This is a genomic window from Cryobacterium sp. TMB3-10 (assembly GCF_004402305.1).
GTDB classification, from domain to species: domain Bacteria; phylum Actinomycetota; class Actinomycetes; order Actinomycetales; family Microbacteriaceae; genus Cryobacterium; species Cryobacterium zongtaii.
In genome coordinates this window covers 220,526-240,383 of sequence record NZ_SOGH01000002.1, presented here as the reverse complement: position 1 = coordinate 240,383, position 19,858 = coordinate 220,526, and the positions used below count along the sequence as shown (strand labels likewise).

27 protein-coding genes are annotated in these 19,858 nt (G+C 64.5%); 9 read left to right on the top strand and 18 right to left on the bottom strand.

Annotated features, from left to right (window positions below; genetic code table 11):
- Positions 1-73 precede the first annotated feature (73 nt).
- A complete protein-coding gene (locus E3T22_RS01255; RefSeq protein WP_088456522.1) occupies positions 74-712 on the top strand; it encodes an MBL fold metallo-hydrolase in 639 nt (212 codons plus the stop codon).
- Positions 713-733: 21 nt separating this feature from the next.
- A complete protein-coding gene (locus tag E3T22_RS01250) occupies positions 734-1,117 on the top strand; it encodes a YciI family protein (protein ID WP_088456523.1) in 384 nt (127 codons plus the stop codon).
- Here the strand turns inward: E3T22_RS01250 and E3T22_RS01245 are convergent.
- From E3T22_RS01245 to E3T22_RS01185, 13 genes are all read right to left on the bottom strand, one after another.
- Positions 1,114-2,214: a DUF475 domain-containing protein gene (locus E3T22_RS01245; RefSeq protein ID WP_134479814.1), complete on the bottom strand. Its 1,101-nt coding sequence runs from the start codon at positions 2,212-2,214 to the stop codon at positions 1,114-1,116. The two genes, E3T22_RS01250 and E3T22_RS01245, sit on opposite strands and share 4 nt — an antisense overlap.
- A 373-nt stretch (positions 2,215-2,587) precedes the next feature.
- On the bottom strand, positions 2,588-3,229 hold the full coding sequence (locus E3T22_RS01240) for a hypothetical protein (protein WP_134479812.1): 642 nt from the start codon (positions 3,227-3,229) through the stop codon (positions 2,588-2,590).
- A 53-nt stretch (positions 3,230-3,282) separates the two neighbouring features.
- On the bottom strand, positions 3,283-3,675 hold the full coding sequence (locus tag E3T22_RS01235) for a TadE/TadG family type IV pilus assembly protein (RefSeq protein ID WP_134479810.1): 393 nt from the start codon (positions 3,673-3,675) through the stop codon (positions 3,283-3,285).
- On the bottom strand, positions 3,672-4,094 hold the full coding sequence (locus E3T22_RS01230) for a TadE/TadG family type IV pilus assembly protein (protein WP_088456527.1): 423 nt from the start codon (positions 4,092-4,094) through the stop codon (positions 3,672-3,674). Before E3T22_RS01230 ends, E3T22_RS01235 begins: the two co-directional genes overlap by 4 nt.
- 10 nt (positions 4,095-4,104) lie before the next feature.
- The gene (locus tag E3T22_RS01225; protein ID WP_134479808.1) at positions 4,105-4,482 is read right to left on the bottom strand and encodes a hypothetical protein; all 378 of its coding nucleotides are present in this window, start codon (positions 4,480-4,482) and stop codon (positions 4,105-4,107) included.
- Between the two features lie 82 nt (positions 4,483-4,564).
- Positions 4,565-5,878 carry a phosphoribosyltransferase family protein gene (locus tag E3T22_RS01220; RefSeq protein WP_370291305.1) on the bottom strand — a complete coding sequence of 438 codons (1,314 nt, stop codon included), beginning with the start codon at positions 5,876-5,878 and terminating at the stop codon, positions 4,565-4,567.
- Positions 5,879-5,958: 80 nt separating this feature from the next.
- The gene (locus tag E3T22_RS01215) at positions 5,959-6,978 is read right to left on the bottom strand and encodes a C4-dicarboxylate transporter (RefSeq protein ID WP_166788811.1); all 1,020 of its coding nucleotides are present in this window, start codon (positions 6,976-6,978) and stop codon (positions 5,959-5,961) included.
- A gap of 403 nt (positions 6,979-7,381) precedes the next feature.
- Entirely contained in the window at positions 7,382-8,023 is a 642-nt protein-coding gene (locus E3T22_RS01210; RefSeq protein ID WP_134479805.1) for a helix-turn-helix domain-containing protein, read from the bottom strand.
- 6 nt (positions 8,024-8,029) lie between these two features.
- Positions 8,030-8,464: a VOC family protein gene (locus tag E3T22_RS01205; RefSeq protein ID WP_088456532.1), complete on the bottom strand. Its 435-nt coding sequence runs from the start codon at positions 8,462-8,464 to the stop codon at positions 8,030-8,032.
- Positions 8,465-8,573: 109 nt separating this feature from the next.
- Complete coding sequence (locus tag E3T22_RS01200; RefSeq protein ID WP_134479803.1) at positions 8,574-8,930, bottom strand: hypothetical protein; 357 nt, start codon at positions 8,928-8,930, stop codon at positions 8,574-8,576.
- 107 nt (positions 8,931-9,037) lie between these two features.
- A complete protein-coding gene (locus E3T22_RS01195; protein WP_134479801.1) occupies positions 9,038-9,766 on the bottom strand; it encodes a hypothetical protein in 729 nt (242 codons plus the stop codon).
- Between the two features lie 197 nt (positions 9,767-9,963).
- A complete protein-coding gene (locus tag E3T22_RS01190) occupies positions 9,964-10,278 on the bottom strand; it encodes a hypothetical protein (RefSeq protein ID WP_088456535.1) in 315 nt (104 codons plus the stop codon).
- Positions 10,279-10,316: 38 nt separating this feature from the next.
- On the bottom strand, positions 10,317-11,888 hold the full coding sequence (locus tag E3T22_RS01185) for an MFS transporter (RefSeq protein ID WP_134479799.1): 1,572 nt from the start codon (positions 11,886-11,888) through the stop codon (positions 10,317-10,319).
- 72 nt (positions 11,889-11,960) lie between these two features.
- Here E3T22_RS01185 and E3T22_RS01180 point away from each other — a divergent pair, with 72 nt between their 5' ends.
- Positions 11,961-12,473, top strand: a complete 513-nt coding sequence (locus E3T22_RS01180) for a MarR family transcriptional regulator (RefSeq protein ID WP_088456537.1) — start codon at positions 11,961-11,963, stop codon at positions 12,471-12,473.
- Positions 12,474-12,519: 46 nt separating this feature from the next.
- Here the strand turns inward: E3T22_RS01180 and E3T22_RS19295 are convergent, their stop codons facing one another.
- The gene (locus E3T22_RS19295) at positions 12,520-12,927 is read right to left on the bottom strand and encodes an ester cyclase (RefSeq protein ID WP_241980056.1); all 408 of its coding nucleotides are present in this window, start codon (positions 12,925-12,927) and stop codon (positions 12,520-12,522) included.
- Between E3T22_RS19295 and E3T22_RS01170 the strand changes: the two genes are divergently transcribed.
- Positions 12,926-13,441, top strand: a complete 516-nt coding sequence (locus tag E3T22_RS01170; protein ID WP_166788813.1) for an SRPBCC domain-containing protein — start codon at positions 12,926-12,928, stop codon at positions 13,439-13,441. The genes E3T22_RS19295 and E3T22_RS01170 overlap by 2 nt on opposite strands.
- A gap of 44 nt (positions 13,442-13,485) precedes the next feature.
- On the opposite strand, the gene E3T22_RS01165 is transcribed toward E3T22_RS01170, so the two are convergent.
- Positions 13,486-13,872, bottom strand: a complete 387-nt coding sequence (locus tag E3T22_RS01165) for an MmcQ/YjbR family DNA-binding protein (protein ID WP_088458038.1) — start codon at positions 13,870-13,872, stop codon at positions 13,486-13,488.
- A gap of 163 nt (positions 13,873-14,035) precedes the next feature.
- On the opposite strand from E3T22_RS01165, the gene E3T22_RS01160 reads away from it, so the two are divergent.
- A complete protein-coding gene (locus E3T22_RS01160; protein ID WP_240632200.1) occupies positions 14,036-15,049 on the top strand; it encodes an NADPH:quinone oxidoreductase family protein in 1,014 nt (337 codons plus the stop codon).
- 24 nt (positions 15,050-15,073) lie between these two features.
- On the opposite strand, the gene E3T22_RS19290 is transcribed toward E3T22_RS01160, so the two are convergent.
- The gene (locus E3T22_RS19290; protein WP_241983561.1) at positions 15,074-15,430 is read right to left on the bottom strand and encodes a three-helix bundle dimerization domain-containing protein; all 357 of its coding nucleotides are present in this window, start codon (positions 15,428-15,430) and stop codon (positions 15,074-15,076) included.
- 198 nt (positions 15,431-15,628) lie between these two features.
- On the opposite strand from E3T22_RS19290, the gene E3T22_RS01150 reads away from it, so the two are divergent.
- The gene (locus E3T22_RS01150; RefSeq protein ID WP_134479796.1) at positions 15,629-16,057 is read left to right on the top strand and encodes a hypothetical protein; all 429 of its coding nucleotides are present in this window, start codon (positions 15,629-15,631) and stop codon (positions 16,055-16,057) included.
- A gap of 140 nt (positions 16,058-16,197) precedes the next feature.
- Here E3T22_RS01150 and E3T22_RS01145 read toward each other — a convergent pair whose 3' ends face one another.
- Complete coding sequence (locus tag E3T22_RS01145) at positions 16,198-17,103, bottom strand: cell wall metabolism sensor histidine kinase WalK (RefSeq protein WP_241983560.1); 906 nt, start codon at positions 17,101-17,103, stop codon at positions 16,198-16,200.
- A 224-nt stretch (positions 17,104-17,327) separates the two neighbouring features.
- Complete coding sequence (locus E3T22_RS01140; protein WP_166789242.1) at positions 17,328-18,065, bottom strand: response regulator transcription factor; 738 nt, start codon at positions 18,063-18,065, stop codon at positions 17,328-17,330.
- Positions 18,066-18,266: 201 nt separating this feature from the next.
- Between E3T22_RS01140 and E3T22_RS01135 the strand changes: the two genes are divergently transcribed.
- The 3 genes from E3T22_RS01135 to E3T22_RS19585 all read left to right on the top strand — a co-directional run bounded on the left by E3T22_RS01135 (position 18,267) and on the right by E3T22_RS19585 (position 19,856).
- The gene (locus tag E3T22_RS01135; RefSeq protein ID WP_134479792.1) at positions 18,267-18,737 is read left to right on the top strand and encodes a hypothetical protein; all 471 of its coding nucleotides are present in this window, start codon (positions 18,267-18,269) and stop codon (positions 18,735-18,737) included.
- A gap of 92 nt (positions 18,738-18,829) precedes the next feature.
- Positions 18,830-19,441, top strand: coding sequence for a DUF305 domain-containing protein (locus E3T22_RS01130; RefSeq protein ID WP_134479790.1), 612 nt, complete (start codon positions 18,830-18,832; stop codon positions 19,439-19,441).
- Positions 19,442-19,661: 220 nt separating this feature from the next.
- Positions 19,662-19,856, top strand: a complete 195-nt coding sequence (locus E3T22_RS19585; RefSeq protein WP_134479788.1) for a recombinase family protein — start codon at positions 19,662-19,664, stop codon at positions 19,854-19,856.
- Positions 19,857-19,858 lie beyond the last annotated feature (2 nt).

Sequence of the window (19,858 nt, the reverse complement as noted above, 5' to 3'; positions counted from 1 at the left end):
TGCGGGTGCGGGTGCTCGCAGGATGCGCGTGTCGCGCGTTGCCCGCGGTCTGGTTTGGGTATTAGCTCGAGACATGAAGTTGACCAAACTCGAACACGCCGCACTCGTCCTCGAAGCCTCAGGGCAGAAGCTGTTCATCGATCCCGGCTCGTTCACCACCGCGCTGACCGAGACCGCCAATGCGGCCGCGATCGTGATCACCCACGAGCACGCCGACCACTGGACACCCGAGCAGTTGAACCGGGTGTTGGCCATGAACCCCGGCGTTCCCATCTACGGGCCGACCGGTGTCGCCGCGGCGGCCGGTGACATCGCCGTGACAGTGGTCGCCGAGGGAGACACCGTTGAGGCGGGCCCGTTCACGCTGCGGTTCTTCGGCCAGAAGCACGCCGTGATCCACTCGTCCATCCCGGTGATCGACAACGTGGGGGTGCTCGTGAACGACGAGCTGTTCTACCCCGGTGATGCGTTCACCATCCCCGAGGGAGTCACGGTGAAGACCCTGGCCGTCCCGGCAGGGGCGCCGTGGCTGAAGATCAGCGAGGTCATCGACTACGTTCTCGCGATCAAGCCGGTGCGCAGCTTTCCGACCCACGAGATGGGTTTGTCGCGGAGCGGCAAGGACCTCGCCGGCTCCCGCATCAAGTCCGCCACGGAACAGAACGGCGGCACCTTCTTCCCGCTCGAACCCCACGAATCGCTCGACCTGTAACCGCATATCGAAGGAGATCTCATGCGCTTCTCGTTGCTCATCATCAAGGCTGAGACCAGGGAGGGCGATATCTCCGAGGAGGAGCTGCCGCCGTTTCGGGAGCTGTTCGACGCGTACGCGGCGTCGTTACAGGAATCGGGCGCGTTGGTCGCAGCGGATATCTTCAGGCCCGCCGCGGAGTCAACCACGGTGACGCTCCGCGGCGGCAGCAGGGAGGTGCGCGACGGTCCATTCATCGACGCCGTCGAATCCCTGTCCGGCTGCTTCGTGATCGACGTGCCGAACCGGGCCGCCGCGCTGGAATGGGCGGAGAAGTGCCCTGCCGCACTTTACGGAGTCGTCGAGGTGCGCCCGGCGGCCCTGGCCTTCCACGACGGTCGCTGGCGCGGCGAGAACCGACGCTAGGGACTGTCGACGAGTTCAGGGGCCTTGACCAGGGTTTCGGCCGATTCGCGCCGGTTCACGAGAACCGACGAGAGGAAGGCTGCGCAGATCAGGAACACCCCGATGAGACCCGTGACGATCTCCGGGATCTCAAAACCGATACTCAGAAGCAGGATGCCCGCGAGCGCACCGATGGCCCAGTGGGCGCCATGGTCGAGGTAGATGTAGTCGTTGAGGGTGCCCTGGCGCACCAGGAAGATGGTGAGCGATCGGACGAACATCGCGCCGATCAGACCGAGACCGAGCAGGATGATAATCGGGTCCGCGGTGATTGCGAACGCGCCGATGACGCCATCGAACGAGAAAGAGGCGTCGAGGACTTCGAGGTAGAGGAAAGAAAAGAACGCTGCCCGGCCGGTGAGCACGGCAAGCGTGGACGCGCCGCCGCGTGTGGTGTTCGACACTGCCTCGGCCGCGTCGCTGCCCTCGAACAATGACCCGAGTCCGTTCACCAGAACGTACGTGATGAGGCCGAGCACGCCGGCAACAAGGACCACAGAGGCATCGTCGGCAATGGCAGCTCCGCCCAGCAGGGCTGCGAGCGCGACAACGTAGGACAAGGAATCGAGCTTTCCAACCCGTGCGAGCGGCTTCTCCAACCAGCTGAGCCAGGTGATGTCCCGCTCTTCGAAAATGAAGTCCAGAAACAGCATGAGCAGGAACATTCCGCCGAAGGCCGCAATCTGCGGGTGGGCATCGTGCAGATAGTGGCCGTAGGTGCCGACGGTGGCCGGGTCACCCTTCTGCAGGGCCAGGGTGATGACCTCGCCGAAAGACAGACCCGTGGTTGCGGACACCAGGATGAGCGGCATGATCAGGCGCATCCCCACGACGGCGATGAGGATGCCGATCGTGAGGAAGATCTTCTGCCAGAATTCCGACATTTTCTCCAGCACCCTGGCATTGACAACCGCGTTGTCGAATGACAGCGAGATCTCCATCAGCCCAAGGATCACGCAGAGGGCAACCGCAGCCCAGCCGCCGTAAACCAGCGCGATGACGAGCGCTATCAAGGACACGATGAGCGACCACGAGAAGTGGTGGAAGAAGGTTTTCATGCTGACTTGGTTGGGATCACCCGTTCGGGCTCTCCGCATCCTTTCTGACAAATTTTGCGCGACGATGCAGTTTTTTGACCTGTCTCACCGGGTCTCGACAGGCTCGACTAACGCCGCAGGCTCGACCAACGGTACAGGCTCGACGAGCCCGCGCGCGCTCGCGGCGAGGACAGCACTGTCGGCGACGCCCGAGATCCGGGCCCGCGCGGCAAGCTCGTCGGCGGCGTCCAGGACGGCTCCGGTGATCTCCTCCCGAACTCGTTGCAGTAAAGACCGGGTGCGGTCTCGGCGAAGGCCGCGATGGGAGCGCCGGCAACTGCTCCTGCAACGAGTGCTCCATTGAGCAAGGTGAGGAGGAGCAGACGTCTGTTGTTTAGCAAGCTTCACCTGTGTCCTCCAACGACCTCACAAACCAGGCACCCGCGGCGGGGCTATATACGACAGTTATTGTCGACAAACCACGCGGGTTCGGTGGCTGGGGTGCAGCCTCCCCGCTGGGCAGGGTGACCGTTCGGGTGGAGCTGTCGTAGCAGGTGGTGACCATCACAGATCCGAAGGGGACGGTCGTCCCATCCGCTTCCAGGCCCCCAGAATACGAGTCCTCTACGGTGCTGGTGATTCCCCCGGTGACCACGTAGCCCTGATCGGCGATGGCTTGAGCCGTGGTGATGACAGAGGTATTTGCTGGAGGGACTGCAACCGCGTTGATTCGCTCGGGTGAAACTCCCTTCTCCGCAATAACAGCGTTCATGATCTGGACGAACTGAGCGAGGGTCGCCTCGGCCGCGACCACAGCCTCAGACTCGCTCGTGGGAGCAGCCGCTGAGGTGGGTGTCGGCGCGGGAGCCGCCGAGCTCTGTGGAGTAGCTGTCGCGGCGGTGGCTTCAGGGGTCGGCGCAGCCTGTGGCGCCGGGCTCGAACAACCTGCCAGAATCACTGCGGCCACCAGGGACGAGCCCAAAAGGCCAAACGTGCGCTTCTGACTGATTGACATCGGGGTGATCAGCGTGGTCATGGTGCTCCTTTGAAGGACTGGAAGTACATCAGATGCGATGAGTCGGCGAGAAGTCATGGTCGTTCCCGGAAGGCGTCCACGGGCGAGCTCGCCGTGGTGGTGATGGCGCTCACGGTGCCTACCTCCCCCAGGGGAACATTGAGCCCACTGTCGTCAACGAACACGCTGAGGTCCGCGCAGGCGAGGCCGGACTGCGCCACCGAGGTCTGCGCGGCCAGCTGTGCGCTGGCCTGGGCGCCGGCGGTCGTGCGGGACAGCGACGCGTCCCGGGCCGCGGCGACAGCGGCGGATTCGACGGCGTTGCCGGCCAGGGCCACCCGGGCGCCGGCCACCAGCAGCAGGATGACCAGTACCAGCGCCGGCGCGATCAGCACCAGCTCGACGGACATCGAGCCGCGCTCGCCGGAGCCGTGCAGCCGCCCGCGCAGCCATCGACGTAGCCTCATGGTGTGATCCACCGTTCTACCGGTCCGGACACTGTGCGTTCCACTCGGGTGTCCCAGCCGGGAACCAGCGTGGGTGCGTTGCCGCTGACGGTGACGGTCACGGTGGTGATCGTTCTATCCACCACCACCACCACGGCACCGTCGAGCACAGTGCCGGTCTGCTGGGCAGAAGCAGTGCCGGCGGCCACGCCATCCGCCGCCACGGCGTCATACAGCCGGGCCGCGTTGTAGGCGCTGGACGCTGCGGCCTGGGCGATGTTGCCGGCGTGCAACCACACCGCACCCTGCACAATGACGAAGAAGACGCCGAACAGGATCGGCAGCACGATGAGGGCTTCCACCGTCTGTGAACCGCGCTCTGACGCCCCCTCACGACGAAGCGCCGTGAGGGTGGTGCGGAAACGCGGTCGTCTGGCCATGGTCTGCGGCTTAGCCCGGCAGCTTGCCGACCTGGGCCTGTACGAACGCCGTCACCGCGGCGATGACGATACCGGCGATCACGAGGATGCCGACGACGAGGAAGATCCACTCTACGGTCTTCAGGCCGGCGTCTCCGGTGGAGCGCACCAGACGGGCGCGGCGGCGGACTTCGGTGACGAGGCCAGGGTATTCCGCTCGCAGGGTGAGGTCCGGGGCCAGCCCAGGGGGCTGGGCGCCGGCCATGTCTGCCGAGAGCCCCGGTGTTCCACGAACCGTTCGGCTGGAGAGGTGTCTGGCGATGTCGCTCACCGTGGCGGTGACATCCGCCGTCACGACGACCTCACCCACCACCCCGGACACATCTTTCACGGCAAGTCGAAGCTTCATTGTTGTTCCCCCAGGGGCGACCATACGGCATGGGGCCCTCGGATGGCGCTTTTTTGCTTCTGATCGGGAAACTTCTTGGTTCCTAGGCGGGCTCCGCGGTGTTCGGCGGCACCAGGTGGCGGGCGAACCAGTCGGCGGCCAACTCGGCGGCGGCGCCCAGGGCGCCCGGTTCCTCGAACAGGTGGGTGGCGCCGGGTATGACGGCCAGCCGGTTCTCGCAGCGCAGGTGTTTCTGTGCCTCGCGGTTGCCCTCCAGCACGGTGATATCGGCACCGCCGACGATGAGCAGGGTGGGAGCGGTCACCAGCGGTAGTCTCGTTCCGGCCAGGTCGGGCCGGCCCCCGCGAGACACGACAGCGGCAGTATGCGTCTCGGCATCGCCGGCCGCCCACAGGGCTGCGGCGGCTCCGGTGCTGGCACCGAAGTAGCCGATCCGGCATCCGGCGGTGTCGGACCGGTCGGTCAGCCAGCCGGTGACGGCGACCAATCGCCGGCCCAGCAGCTCGATGTCGAAGACGTTCTCCCGGTCCAGCTCCTCCTCCGGCGTGAGCAGGTCGAACAGGAGGATGCCCAGCCCGGCCTCGAACAGCACATCGGCCACGTACTGGTTGCGGGGGCTGTGCCGGCTGCTGCCGCTCCCGTGGGCGAAGAGCACCACGCCGGTCGGCGACGCGGGCAGGTGCAGATGCCCGTTCAGGGGCACGGTGTCGACGGGGATCTCGACCTCGTCGTCGACCCCCGCCTCGAGGTCCGAGTCGCCAGCACCCGACGGCCCGGTGAGCCGCCGTGCCGCCTCGTCGAGCAGCCGAGCGACCTCGTCGTCGGTAGTGGCCGAGAAGTCGGTGTAGAACTGGCCGACCGCCCAGAAGGTCTCCGGCGCCGCCAGGTAGACGATGTCGTCAGCGCCGGTCATCTCCGCCAGGGTCGAGGCGGCGATCACGGGCACCGCGAGGATCACGGTCGCGGCGCCGAACCTGCGGGCCACGTCGCACGCCACTCGTGCTGTCGCCCCCGTAGCCACCCCGTCATCCACGATCACGACGGTTTTGCCATCGAGTGGGATCCGGTCGCGGCCCGGCCGAAGTCGCTCGACCCGCGCGTCGAGGTTCACCCGCTCGCGAGCTTCGACCGCGCTCACCTCGGCGTCGGTCACCCCGGTCAAGGCCACGGTCGATTCGTCGATGAGTTGCTCCCCGCCCTCGCCGATGGCGCCCATCGCGAATTCGGGCTGGAAGGGCACGCCGAGCTTGCGCACGACGATGACGTCGAGAGGGACGTCGAGTGACGCGGCGACCTCGTACGCCACCGGCACTCCCCCGCGGGGAATGCCGAGTACCACAATGTCCTGCCCACGCAGGTAGTCGAGCTGCAGGGCCAGTCGACGACCAGCTTCCACGCGATCAGTGAAGAGCACCATCGGCCCATGATCGTCCCGCACGCCCTCTGCCGCTAGACATCACATCCAGAGTGCGACCATCACGGACTACACGGGCCCGACTCTCCCGGCTTCGGGTCGGCCCAGCTCGGCTTACCAGTCCGACCGCTCAGCAGGGCGACGGATCGCACGGCGATGCTCCCGATCAGCATCGTGGCGACCCCAGTGGCGAGCCACGCCCACACCGCGTGGCCTGGACCGCCCCAGAGCGCCAGCCAGTGTGCCGTATAGGTTCCGCTGGAGGCCGCGGTGAACGTGAATGCCCAGAACCCCAGGGTGAAAGGCAGCCGCCAGTAGGTGCCCAGCATCATCAGTTGCACGAGGATCAGCACGACGAAGGCACCGAGCAACATCGTCTCGACCAGGTCGACGCGGCCGCCGTTGACCGCGAACCACGCGTTTCCGGCGACCGCCGGCGGTGCGGACCAGATCGCGAAGGTCGGCAGGAGAGCGTCGGGCGGCGCCGGGCGGAACGCCATCCGCGCCAGGATGATCGTGCCCAGCATCAGCCAAAACAAGATACCGACAGCGATGGCCGCTTCGCCCAACAACGTCCAGCCGAACGTGCCTGCCCCCTGCCCGATGATGAACGCTGCGGCGACTGTGGGCAACAGGTAGCCGCCGTGGATGCTGTCGATGCTGCGCTCGCGGAGAGCGAACTGAGCAAGAAACCAGGTGCCGAAGAGCAGGCCGATCACCATGAATACACCCGTGGCGATGCGGCCGGCGAGCGGGAAATACTGCGCGTAGTGGGTGCAGACCAACAACGCCGACGTCGGTGCGAGCGACGCGAAAGGGCCCTGCACGGGGTCGCGGAGATCCTCGCCGATGCTGCCGCCGTGATAACCGGATCGCCGGAGGTAGTTCGTGACGACGACGATCCAGGCGGCTGCCGCGAGCATCCACATTCCCTCGGCGATGATGTTCGGCGTGAGCGAGGTGTGTGCGGCCATGGTCCAGGTGCCGGCCAGGCCGGACAGCCCGAACGGGATGCCAAGGCTGCTCAGCGGAGCCCGACCGGTGCGGGTGCTGCGGACGCGCGACCTCGGCGCAGGTGTCATGGCGTTGTCTCCTCGCGGACGGACGTGGCTGGTGAGCGTCGTGCCCACATCGTCAGGCATCTCGATCCCGCCCGGTCAACGCTACGCGGGGTGAAGCGGGACTTTCGTCACAGTGAGGCTCGACCGAACCGATGGTTTCGAGTCTCGGAGTTTGAAGCACTCGGTGCAACACCCGGAGACTCAAAAGCCGCCGCCAAGGTCGGCAATGGGCTGTCTGTCGTCCCTGATCTTGTCGCAGAAGCGGCAGCCGTGGTACCTCGGCGCGTCCGGCGAGTCCTGCTAGATGACCCATTTGTTCAACCCGAGCCGGCATCGAAGTCGTCGTTTCATCTTCAGCTCCCTCAGGTCAAGGTGACGCCGTTTGCCCCCCAAGCTACGCCGGACGACGCGGTCGCGCTCGTGATCAGGCGACCAGATTGAAGGTGCTCGCGAAACGGTCGAGCAGGTCGGCACGTCCATGTAGCACCTTGATCACCCCCGTTGTGATCGCACGAGCCGGTGCGAGCTCACCCAGAATGAGCAGGTGGATGTCCGGACCGGCCACAAAGGCGAGGTCTGCAGGTCCGTCCCCGCGGGTCACGTCCAGGGTTCTGCCCTTTACCCTGATGAGCAGCTCGGCGCCACCGAATTGCGCCGCGTAGGCGGTGGGGGGCAGATTCGCAGCCACCTGGGCGCGGAACGTCGTTCGCAGATCCATCGTCAGCGAGTCGGGAGTGATGACTTGCTCATCCCGCGGCTCACCCATCGCCTTGAAGCCCCAGGCGCCGAACGCCAGCACAACGGGCTCGAGCTCGCGGCCGTACGGCGTCAGCTCGTAGACGATCACGCGCGAGCGCGGTGCCCGGCGGATCACACCGGCCGACTGCAGTTCCTTGAGTCGCGCCGCCAGGATGTTGCTCGGGATGCGGGGCAGTCCCTCGGCGAGTTCTCCATAGCGGCGCGGCCCAACGAGCAGGTCGCGAACAATGAGCAGGGCCCAGCGCTCGCCCACGAGTTCCATGGCGCGGGAGACACCGGAGTACTGCCCATAGTCGCGTGCAGCCATCGCTGGCTAGGCCTGCTGGTTCAGGACGGCGCCCGGCCCCTGCTCGGCGGCGACCGGCTCCATGTAGCCGAACTCGACAATGTTGCCGTCGGGGTCAGTGAGTTGACGCTGATACATGAAGCCGTAGTCGGAAGGCTCCTGCGCCTCCGTGCCTCCGGCTGCGACGCCCCCGGCGACGCTGGCGTCTACCGCTTCCCGGCTGTCCAGGAAGATTGCGGTCGACACCGACGGGTTCACGGCCGGGTCACCGAGGGGAAGCTCGGTGAAGGTTTGGAAATACGCGCGGACCAGCAGCATGATCGCGCTGTGATCCTCCTCTACGACGACGCAGGCCGCGTTGTGATCAGTGAAAAGCGGGTTGATGGTGAATCCGATCGCCGTGTAGAAGGCCTTCGCGCGATCCAGATCGGTCACCGGCAGATTGACGAACATCGAAGTCATGGTGCTCTTCCTTTCGTGAGTTCGGTATCACTGAGGGGTCCGGAGATGGACACCATCCACACTTGCAAAAAACAAGTAGCGTGTCAAGGGTTGGGCGCCCGGCCTGGTCTTACCTGCCGTCGATGATGGACATCAGCCCGGCAAACGCGAAGATCCCGGGCACGACGTAGAGCAACGTGCAAAAAAGGAACCGGGGCGACCTCCTGCCCGGGTACCCGTTCATCCCGATATCGACGAGCGCTGGCAGCAGGTAGAGCGCGTCCGACCGGTACGTGACCGGCCTATACAGGTGGAACCACCGGACGAAACCTCCCTCAAGAGACAACCGCTGGGCGCGATCGACTCCGGTGGGCAGGTCGCTGCCGAGCCTGTTGTTCGAGGTCGCGTCGAGGATGAGGTGCGGCAGCGGCGCAGGCAGCCTGACGGCCAGATAGTGCCATCGGCTCGACCGGCCCGCTCGGCGCACCAGATTGCCGAGAGACTATGAAGAGATACCACAGGTCATTGATCCCCCGACACTCACGCTGGTGGGCACGCGGACACCGGTCGACCGGATCAGCTCGCGGCGTCTGGTCAGCCTGGCGGCGGGCCCGGCTCCGCGGGCCGCACGTACTCGTAAACATCGACATGGTCACTCTTGAGCACGAACCGGGTGAGACTGCGCGTCGTCTGCGCTAGGTCAGCGATGGTCTCGTCACCGTCGGGGGAACACGCTTCGGCACCGATCCCCTCGTTGAGCCCTTGAACGGGATGGGCCACGAGCAGGCAGGTAGAACCGTAGCGAGATTTCCCGCTCCAGACGGTGAGGTACCCGTAGGTTTCGTAGCGCCGCATCGCATCGGCATTCAGCCCCAGCCGGTTGAGAGTGCCGTGCGGGTCGTTCGGCTCATCGGCCTCCGTGCCCTCCGACACCAGCCCGAGAATGGCGTCCGGGGGAAATGCGTAGTTCGGCGTGCGCACGTAGTCCGGCGCAGATGGCTGCATCCACGCGACGATGGCCGCGGTTAGGGCGAGGGTCGTGATGGTCCCGCCGAGGATCGTCAGCCAGCTGCGGCGCCACCACGGCGCCGCGGGGGCTTCGCCGATGGGAGCGGAATCAGCGATCGGACCCTCGGCGGGGTCGCTCTCGGTGACCGCCCGTGAGTCAGGGTCGGGGTCGGTGACCGCGGCCTCCAGTTCGGTGAGCCGAGCCCGAGCCGCCGCATCCCCCGCGATGTCGGCATTCCGTCCGTACGCGCGTCGCCGCAGGCGCTCCAACTCGGTGGATTCGTCGAACTCGCCGGGCGCCGGCGGCACATCCATGTCCTCATTATCCGCGCGGGCGGGACAGGAGGAAAGGGGCTACCTGTTAGGGGCCGTCATCTGACAGGACAAAAGCCCGGAGCACCGACCGGAGCGGCTTCATGCTGGGAGCCGTGGTGTCCGGTGCTCTGCACGTCGTCTACATGCTCGTTCCTCGAGCCTGGCCGTCACACCGGTCCGCCTGTGCGAGGTGCTGCCTACCGGAAGGGCACAGGGACGTGGGCGGCCTTGGCCCAATCAAACCGGATGCGTTGACCGCCGGTTTCGTTCAGTATGTAGGCCTCAAGCTTCATGACGCGATGGTCGGCGATTGCCTGATCGGTTCCCACGATGTCGAATCGATACCTGCTGGAGTGCTCGGTCACGAGGACCGCACCGATGCCGGGAAAGATGACGAACATTTGATCCGTAAACAACAGTGTGTGTTCGTAGTGCCGACGAAGATTCTGGCCCAGTTGCGGGAAACTACGGAGCGATTCGACCGGGCGCACGATGGCTGTCATGGTGATCATGATGTAATCCTCAGCCCGCAAGGTAAGCACCAGGTTAACTACCGGTGGGCGTCTGCTGGGAATTCACGCGTCGCGACTTCGTGCTGGGCGGGTGCGATGAGGAAGGTGATGATCGACGCTACGACCAGGGTCACGGCCCCGGCGAGCATCGCCGCGCTGAACCCGACCGCGAACGCTTCCCGGGCAGCACGTGCGAGGGCCTCGCCTTCCGGGCCGAACGAATCGGCGATGCCGATCGCGGCACCGGCGCCGGCGTCGACGACCTGGCGCACCTGGTCGGGAATCCCGTCAAGCGCCGGCTTGATGTCGCTCCGGTAGAAGCTGATCAGGACACTCGAGAGCACGGCGATTCCGAGCACGCCGCCGACCTCGCGGGTGATGTCGTTGACGGCGCTCGCGACGGAGCGCCGCTCCGCGGGGAGACCCTCAATGATGAGTTGGGTTCCGGGGGTGATCCCCATGCCAAACCCGATGCCGAACACCAGGACGCCGGCTCCCAACACCCAGATCGAAGCATCCACCCCGCCGGCCAGGCCCGCTGCGCAGACGAAGAGCCCGACCCCCATGAGCAGCAGGCCCAATGAGCCGGGTACGCGTGCACCAAACCTCCTTTCGAGTGCGGCCGAAATCCCGATGCCTGCGCCGACGCCGACGGGAACGATGAGCAGGGCCAGAGCCGCTCCGAGCGGCGTGTACTCCAACACGATTTGCAGATACTGCGGCGAAAGCACGAAGAACCCGAGCGAGGCGAAAAACTGAACGGTGACGATGAGGGATCCCGCGGCCAGTCCACGATTGGCGAACAGCCTCACGTCGAGCGACGGATCTTTCGCACGCAACTGGTGCACGACGAACGCCACGAAACCCAGAGCGCCGACGGCGAGCGCCAGCAGGGTGACGAGGTCGAGCCATCCGCGCTGAGGGCCCTCAACCACGCCGAAGACGAGCCCAGCCAAAGCGATGATCGACCAGAGTGCGCCCAACGGGTCGAGAGAAAGCCGCGGGTTGCGATTCTGCGCAACGAGCATCAGTACCGGGATGATCAGGGCAACGGCGACGCCGCCGAACACCAGTTGCACGCTTCCCCACCAATACGCTTCGAGGAGAGCACCGGCGATGATCGTGCCAGCCACCGCGCCGGCAGAGCTGACCCCCGACCACACTCCGATGGCAAAGGTTCGTCGCTCGGGCGGATACGCATCAACGAGCGCGGAGAGGGTTACGGGAAAGACCGCGGCGGCGCCCACCCCGGCAATGGCCCGCAGGGCGATGAACCAGCCGGGGTCGGGCGCGAACGCTGACGCGACGTTGGCCGCCCCGAAGATCAGCAAGCCCATCACGAGAATCGTGCGCCGCCCGACTCGGTCAGCGGCGATGCCCGCAGTGAGAAGGAGGGCGGCGAAGGTCAGGGCGTACGCATCGATGATCCAGGTCAGCTCGGACTGGTCAGCCTCAAGGTCGATCGCGATGTCGGGCAAGGCGATCGCCAGTGCCGAGTTGCCCGCAACGACCAGCGCGAGGGCGGCACAGAGCACAACAAGCAGCCCACGAAGCTGAGTCGGGTTGAGCGGCATGTGCGGTGCGGCAGTGGTGGGTGGGAGTGCGGTCATGACTATTCCCTTCCTTTAGCTCCTTCACCGAGTGTCTCCGTTACGGAAGGAAATGTCAACTATGATGTGGCCATGGCGAAAAACAGCGACATCCCGGGAGCGGAGCAGGTCGAGCGCAGCAGAATGTCGGCTGCAGAACTGTCGTGGGCGCTGCGCTCGGTGAATCGCGCCGCGTCCCAGCTCGAGCACGCCCTGGCCGCCAAGGTGGGACTGCGCGCCCTCGACTTCGAGGCGATGGGTCACATCATGGATCTGGAAGGAACCCAGCTCGGGCCGGCCGAACTTGGCCACCGTTTGGGCATCAGTACCGGCTCGGCGACCGAACTGGCGGACCGCCTCGAAGCTGCGGGCCACATCGCGCGCGCCCGGGATGCGACTGACCGGCGTCGAGTCAACCTAGTGCCGCAGGCTTCCGCCGTGGGTCGCATCCTCGGAGAGCTCGCCCCGCTCTTCACCGCGCTGGACAGCCTCGCACTCGAATTCTCGCCCGAGGAGCAGGCCGCGATCAGCCGATACTTGCGTGCCGCAGCAGACGAGCTCCAGACGCACTCTGCGACACTCACCTCGTCTTCGTCTGACGAGTGATGGTCAGCCGGCGCCGACCGGCAGTTGAGTCATGAGGTCCAGGGTGTCAGCGTTGAGCCAATATTCGATGACCCGATCGTTCGCGATTCGCAGGATGTCGGTGCCGTGGAAGGTCATTACCCTGCCCACCGGCGCTCCGACCCCCGGGCATGCCGCCGCCGTAGTGTCCGGTTGCCACCCCACGGACCACGACGTGGTCGCCGTCGACGAGGGGACCGACGTCGATCGAGAAGACGAGGTCGGACATGAGGGTTCCCATCTGCACGACGAGGTCCTTCATTCCGGAGACGCCGCCCACGGCGCTGTCGCCCCCATCGAACATGGCGGCGTGAACACGGTTGTCGTCGGAGATGATCTCCTCGGCGATCGCTTCGTCGCCGTTCCACATGGCGACCCAGTCGGCGACGAGCATGTTCGCCCCATCCCGGTCAGAAACGGCGAGGGTGTTGTCCATGTTTCCCGTGTTCTTCTCCGATGCGATCGTCGTTCTCGGTGAGGGCCAACTGGTCTTGCCGATTGACGTCCGCGCCCCACCGGAACGCTCCAGCCCCACGATCGACATCGCGGCCACACCCGAAGAGGTTTGGGACGTCCTTTCCGACTTCCCTGCTTACGGCGACTGGAGCAACTTCTCTCGTGTGGACGGGGTCCCGGAAGTCGGGAACAGACCCAAAATGCGCATGCCTGGATTTTGGTTCACATCGACGGTCACCGCTGTCACCGAGAGCCAGGAACTGCAATGGTCGGCGACGATTATCAGGGCGGCTCTGTTCCTCGGCGAGCACAACTTCACCCTCGTCCGCAAGACCGACGGCAGCACTCAGGTAACCAACACCGAGACCTTTTCCGGCGTCCTCACCAGGCCCTTCGAAGGCCTCTTCGCGAAGAGTCACAATGCGGGAGGGTATGTCGCGTTCAATCAATCGTTGAAGAGCCGGGTGGAGAGCCGGGCATCAATCCATCGCTAGGCCGGCGTCGCGGGCGTGCTGGTGACGTCACTCTCCCGAGGGGGTCACAGTTCTCTCTGGCCGAACGTTCGGGGGTCGACCGGCCGCTGGGCATGGGGCAGGTTCCCAATGACGAGCCGATAGGACTCGGTGACGAGGTCGTCGACAAGATCCTTCTCCAGGGTTCCGTCGGGATGCAAGGTGATCCAGTGCTGCTTGTTCATGTGGTAGCCGGGGGTGATATCCGCGTACTGCTCGCGCAGAGCTCTTGCGTCCTCCGGGTCGGCCTTGAGGATAACGATCGGCTCACCGGTGATCTCGGTCATCAGCATGAAGACCTTCTCGCGCACCTTGAAGACGTCCCAATCCGGCCCGAACGGATGCTCCAACGTGGCCCCCGGGAGCTCCCAGACGCGGTTACGCGCATGCTGCCGCAGCGTGTCGCCCTTCATGGTCACCCTCCTGAGGTCTCTCTCGCTCCGCACGGTGCCGCGGCTGCGCTCCCATTCCAGCAGACGGCTCGGCCGATAGAAATTCCCGCGGGGATACTCCCGGTCGGACGCGACAACGGGTGAGGTGAATCGATCGAGCCATCCACCGGCGGATGATCGAGTCATGAGTCCACACCGCACGATGATGCACGCGCTGCGAAATACAACGCACGGCGGACCACGACTGCTGCAGATGCAGCAAATCCCCATCCCGAGCCGCGGCCCGGGAGAGGTACTCGTAGAAGTACATGCCGCCGGTGTCGCTTACCCTGACGTGCTGCAGTCGCGCGGCGAGTATCAGCTGAAAGTTCCGCTTCCATTCACTGTGGGATGTGAGTTCTCCGGCATCATCGCTGACGCTGATCCCGATTCCGGATTCGTCGCCGGCGACCGGGTCCTTGGCGTAGCTGGTTCCGGCGCGTTTGCCGAGTACGTCGTCACCCCTGCCGATCGGGTGTTGCCCTTGCCCGATAGCGTCGACTTCATCCAGGGTGCGGCGATGCCGATAAATGTGCTCAGCGCTGAATTCGCCTTGGGAGAGCGCGGCAATCTTCGTGCCGGTGAGACGGTGTTAATCCACGGCGCCGCGGGCGGGCTCGGAGTGGCGCTCACCCAACAGGCGAAGCTACGGGGCGCATCCGTCATCGCTGTGGTCTCCACGCCTGAGAAGGCCGAACTGTCACGAAGCATCGGTGCGGATGACGTCATCTCCCCCTTCGACTTCCTCACCGAGGTCCGCCGCATCACGGATGGGCGTGGGGTGGATATGGTGTTGGATCCGGTGGGCGGTGAGCGCTTCACTGATTCGCTGCGGGCGCTAACTACCCGCGGCCGCTTGCTCGTTCTCGGTTTCACCGGAGGGAGCATCCCGACCGTTCGGGTGAACCGCCTTCTGCTGACCAACACGACGATCGTTGGTGTCGCCTGGGAAGGCCTCATGCCCTCACCGTCGGTGTCTCTCCAAGACCAGTGGGCGCGGCTTGTTCCTGATGTCGCCCGGGGTGCGCTCGCGCCGGTCATCGGCGAGGTCGTCCCGTTCACCCAGGCACCGGAAGCAATCGCCGCGCTGGATGAGCGCCGCGCGCTCGGAAAGACAGTTCTTCGTGTCAGTGGCGACGGATGGGCGGCTACGAGTTAGACCACTCCCTCAGGTTGGCGCGCATCAGCGTTCGTTGGCGCCGGTGCCTCCCAGTAGATCGCCAAGCAGGGGCCCACGATGTTTCTCACGACTTGCGCGCTCGACTTCTATCGGGTCCAGGGCCTGGTCACCGTCCGGCACCGGACCCAGCGCTTCGAGCTGTTCGACCACAACGCTCGACTCCTTCGCTTCCTTCTTCAGCCGCTTCTTCGCGGCCTTCTCAACAAGGACCGGAACGAAGTCACGAACCCGACCCCCATCCAACTTCCCATGCTCCTCGTCGACGACGTCCGCGATATGGCCGCGCTCCAGACTCGGGAACCGTTCCGCCAACCGATCAATCACCTGATCGATGGCTTGAGTTTCATCTAGCTCGCTCATGTGGACATTCTCTATTGGTGACCCTCCCCCGACAACAGCTGGCAGTGCCAAATGTGGGCGAAAGGCGAAGCCGAAAGGGCGAAATGGTTGCGTCCCTGATGACGGCGAAAATTGACTCACAGTCCGCTCCGCCGTAGGGTCTGAGTGTTGCCCCAGACCCCGGCAGCGGTTTTATCCGCAACGATCGGGGGAGCATAAATGCTTGACAGCCCGCCTCGCCCCGGCATCGGTGGCGCATCCAGGAACACCAGTTCTGTCGAGACAACCGAAGACGCGGCGAATTCTGTAACTGATGCCGCTAACCTCGCCTACACGCTGTCCTCAGAATTGGAATCGGTGGTGCGAGCCGTTCCTGGAGTGGACTCTCTGTATCCGACCGAGCCCGTCGTCGCGACGATTGTCGGTGCCATTGTCGACGCGCTGACGCACCGAGAACGCACGTCCAACCTGGTTGCCGTCACCATGGGAGACGCGGGGATAAACGTGTCCGTGGCTTTTCGGGCCGTCAGCTCTGAGCCGGCCACCGAAGTGTGCCGGCTCGTATTTGACTCGATCGCCATGGTCCTCGATGCCAGTTCGATCACGCGCATCGATGGCATCCACGTGACAGTTGCCAGCATCGGCTGATGTATCGCCATATTCTGGCCGCCCGTCAGGAACCGATGCGGGTGTCCGTTTCTTTCACACCGAGGTTTGTCGACGTGTAGACACCGAGATTCGCCCCTGAATATTGGTGACCTGAGCTCGACCTCTGTAACCGGTTGGCCTTAGTGATTCTGGCTGAGCAACGGCAATTCAACGGTGAAGGTCGCTCCTCGGCCGACACCCGCGCTTTCTGCTCGAACGCTTCCACCGTGGGCCTCGGTGATGGATTTAGCGATCGCCAGGCCTACGCCGGAGCCACCGTGTGCGCGGTCCCTGCTGGCGTCCACTCGGTAGAACCGCTCGAAAACATGCAAAATGTGGTCGGCCGGAATTCCATCGCCCTCGTCGGAGACGGCGACCACCGCCCTGCCGCCGACTACCGCGGCGGAGATCACGACCTCGCCCCCGGACGGGGTGTGTCGAACCGCGTTGTCGAGGAGATTTGTCAGGACCTGACCGATGCGATCGCTGTCCCCATCGACAGCCGCGTCCCGGGCGCCTCCGGACATAGTGACCGTCAGCGTCACGTTCTGGGCAGCGTATTGCGCTGTCGCCTGGGCCACTGCATCCGCGACGACCTGAGAAACGAGCAGGCGTCGTCGGTGCATTGTCAGTCGGCCTTCTTCGGCGGTCGTCACGATGGCGACGTCCTGGCTAAGCCGTGCCAGACGGGTGACCTGGTCACCCAGCATCGTGAGGGTTGCCGGATCCGCTTGCTGGACGCCATCGGCGATGGCCTCCAGGTAGGCACCGATCGTGGTGATGGGGGTGCGCATTTCGTGTGCCAGGTCGCCCAGCATCCTCGTTCTGGTCGCTTCGATCCGACCGAGATCGGTGGCCATCGAGTTGAAGGCCGCAGTGAGGTCGTCGAACTCACTGCCTAGTCCCACAGCGGGGATACGCGCGGTGTAGTCCCCGTCAGCCACCCGGCCAGCTGCTTCAGTGACGGGTGCCAGGGACCGGGTGATCCGGCGGGAGAGAAACAGGCTCACCCCGACTGACGCTGCCAGAGCAGCGATGAGGGCCACGGCTAGGGAGAGCGTTGATGCCGTCCGGAATGCCTCCTCGGCATGCACCGTCGAGTTAGCCCCAGAACCACCCGTGCCCATCATGTGAACGTGGAAAATGGCTGGGCCGATCCGTGCGACGACGACCCAGGCAGTTGCGACTCCGACGAGAACTACGACGAGGATGGCGCCAAGTAGGCGGGCGCTGAGGTCCCTAGGGCCAGGGACCCGTGTGCGTGTTCTGCTCACGCTCCCACGCCCATCTGGTAGCCGACGCCACGCACCGTCCTAATAAAAACCGGTGTAGCCGGATCATCACCGATCTTGCGTCGTACGTGCCCGATATGCACATCCACAAGGTGCGGATCGCTCATCCAGCCGTCTCCCCATACGGCATCAATGAGTTGCTGCCGAGAGAAGACGATTCGAGGTTGACCGGCCAATGCCGCCAACACCTCGAACTCGGTGCGGGTCAGGTCCACCGCTTCACCGCTTCGGCGGACTTCGCGGCTGCCGACGTCGATTTGGAGGGAGCCAAAGACAAGGGGCGGTGTGCCGAGCGCGGCGGCTTGTTCGCTGGGGCGGGGCCGGCGGAGCATAGCGCGCACTCGAGCCACGAGCTCTCGCGGGCTGAAAGGCTTGGTCAGGTAGTCGTCTGCTCCGACAGAGAGGCCGACCAGCTTGTCGATTTCGTCAACCCGGGCGGTCAGCATGATGATGTAGCAATCGGTGAAGGTGCGCACGGTACGACAAACCTCAATGCCGTCCATCCCTGGCAGGCCCAAGTCGAGAACGATGATGGCGGGGGCCCAGTTTCGTGCCGTCGTCACCGCAGACTGGCCGTCAGCTGACGTCTGCACGTCGAACCCATCTCGCTCCAAGTAGCCGGCGACCAACTCGAGCAGCGGCACCTCATCGTCGACCACCAGTACTCGCGGCCGCGGCTCCGCAGCGGTTTGTGGCCTGAAGGTCGTTGACATCATGGTCTCATTGTCCCTCCGGGTTCATCCCGGACCGCTCTGATGAGCGGCTGCCGCCCATATCCCCAGTCAATCTTTGTCAAAAGACCTATCAATGGATTTCAGCTGAGCTGCACCGCGCCATTCCCAGCTGAACTTTGTCAAGTGTCGATACGGTTTTGGGTACCCGCGATTTCAACCTGGTTTGTCGACACTGGAGGTGACATGAACCCGCACGGCAATTCCGTAGCTGACCGTCACCAAAGGCCTGTAGTCGCCTATGCGTTCACGGCGGTTCTTGTCATGGCAGCCATGTTGCTGGGCATGCACTCCATGATCGGCGAGCACGGCGTAGGTTCGGGGGCAGCCGAGTCCACTGCACATTCCGACACCGTCCCGAGGGCCGCTGACTTCGGAACTGACGTGGCGGTCGCGGCGACGGCGCCGATGCTCCCAGTAGTCGTGCATGCAGAAGTCGGCCTTTTCGGTAGCGCCGACGGCATGCTCGATTGCGCCGTGTGGGCGATAACCTGCGCCCTGGTACTGGTCTTAGCGGCTCTCATCATTCTTGCCAGCTCGCCGGCCACGTATCGGCGTCTGCTCGAGGCGGGCGGGCGGGTCGTCTCTCGCTATCAGGGCCCCGCGCTTCATCTCTTCAGGCCTAGCTTGGTCGTTCTCTCCATCAGTCGCACCTAAAACCAGCAATGGCCTTAGCGTCACTCGACGCCTACCTTCACCACGCCGTATGGCGACCCGATTCTTCACGTCTGACTCCGAATGGATTGACAATGCCCAAGCCACATACTTATCTTCTTGCTGCCGCAGCCGTCGCGACTGCACTCACTCTCAGCGCCTGCGCTGGTGGAACAACCGACACCGGCTCATCCGCCGCCCCCAGCTCCCCCGAGTCCTCCGCCTCATCGGTTGATCTCGCCGACGCGGACGTCGAGTTCACCCAGATGATGATCCCCCATCACGAACAGGCCGTCGAAATGAGCGATGACCTTCTCGCGAAAGACGAGATCGACCAGCGCATCGTGGACCTGGCCACCGAGATCAAAGACGCTCAAGAGCCCGAAATCCAGCAGCTCGAATCCTGGCTGTCCGCATGGGGCATGGATGACACCAGCTCCAGCGAAATGGATATGTCCGATATGGATCACGGCACGGACGGCATGATGTCTGACGACGATATGAACGCCCTCGAGTCCGCGCCCTCAGAAGACGCTGGAAAACTCTTTCTCGAACAGATGATCGTTCATCACCAGGGCGCAATCGCGATGGCTCAGACCGAGATCGACGAGGGACAATTCCCGGACGCTGTGGACATGGCCACGAACATCGTGAACAGCCAGACCGCCGAGATTGATGTCATGAACGGCATCCTCGCCACACTGTAGCCCCAGGTTCAGGAGCGACCGTGACACGCGAGCGGTCGGACCCCGGATTCCGCGAGCGAAGCAGGTAAAGATGACTGTCATCGGGTACGCGCGTGGTGCAACGCGCAAGCAGAGAGTCGATGAGCGAGAAATCGCGTTGACCGCGGCCGGCGCGGAGCGCGTGTATGTGGACCACGGCGAGTCGAAGAATAGGGCGTCGTTGCCATAGTTTTCAGCCTGCTTGGCTTGCTTGCGGGCCGGTGACGTCTTGTTGGTTTGCCAACTCAGCCAGTTGGATCGGTTGGCTCGTGACGATCGTCTGATTTCACTCCTTCACGAGCTCGGCGAACGCGGCATCGGACTTCGTTCGTTAGCGGAACCGGCGATCGATACGACCGGCCCCTCAGGCCGGATCCTTCTCGCTTGCCCAGGTTGAAG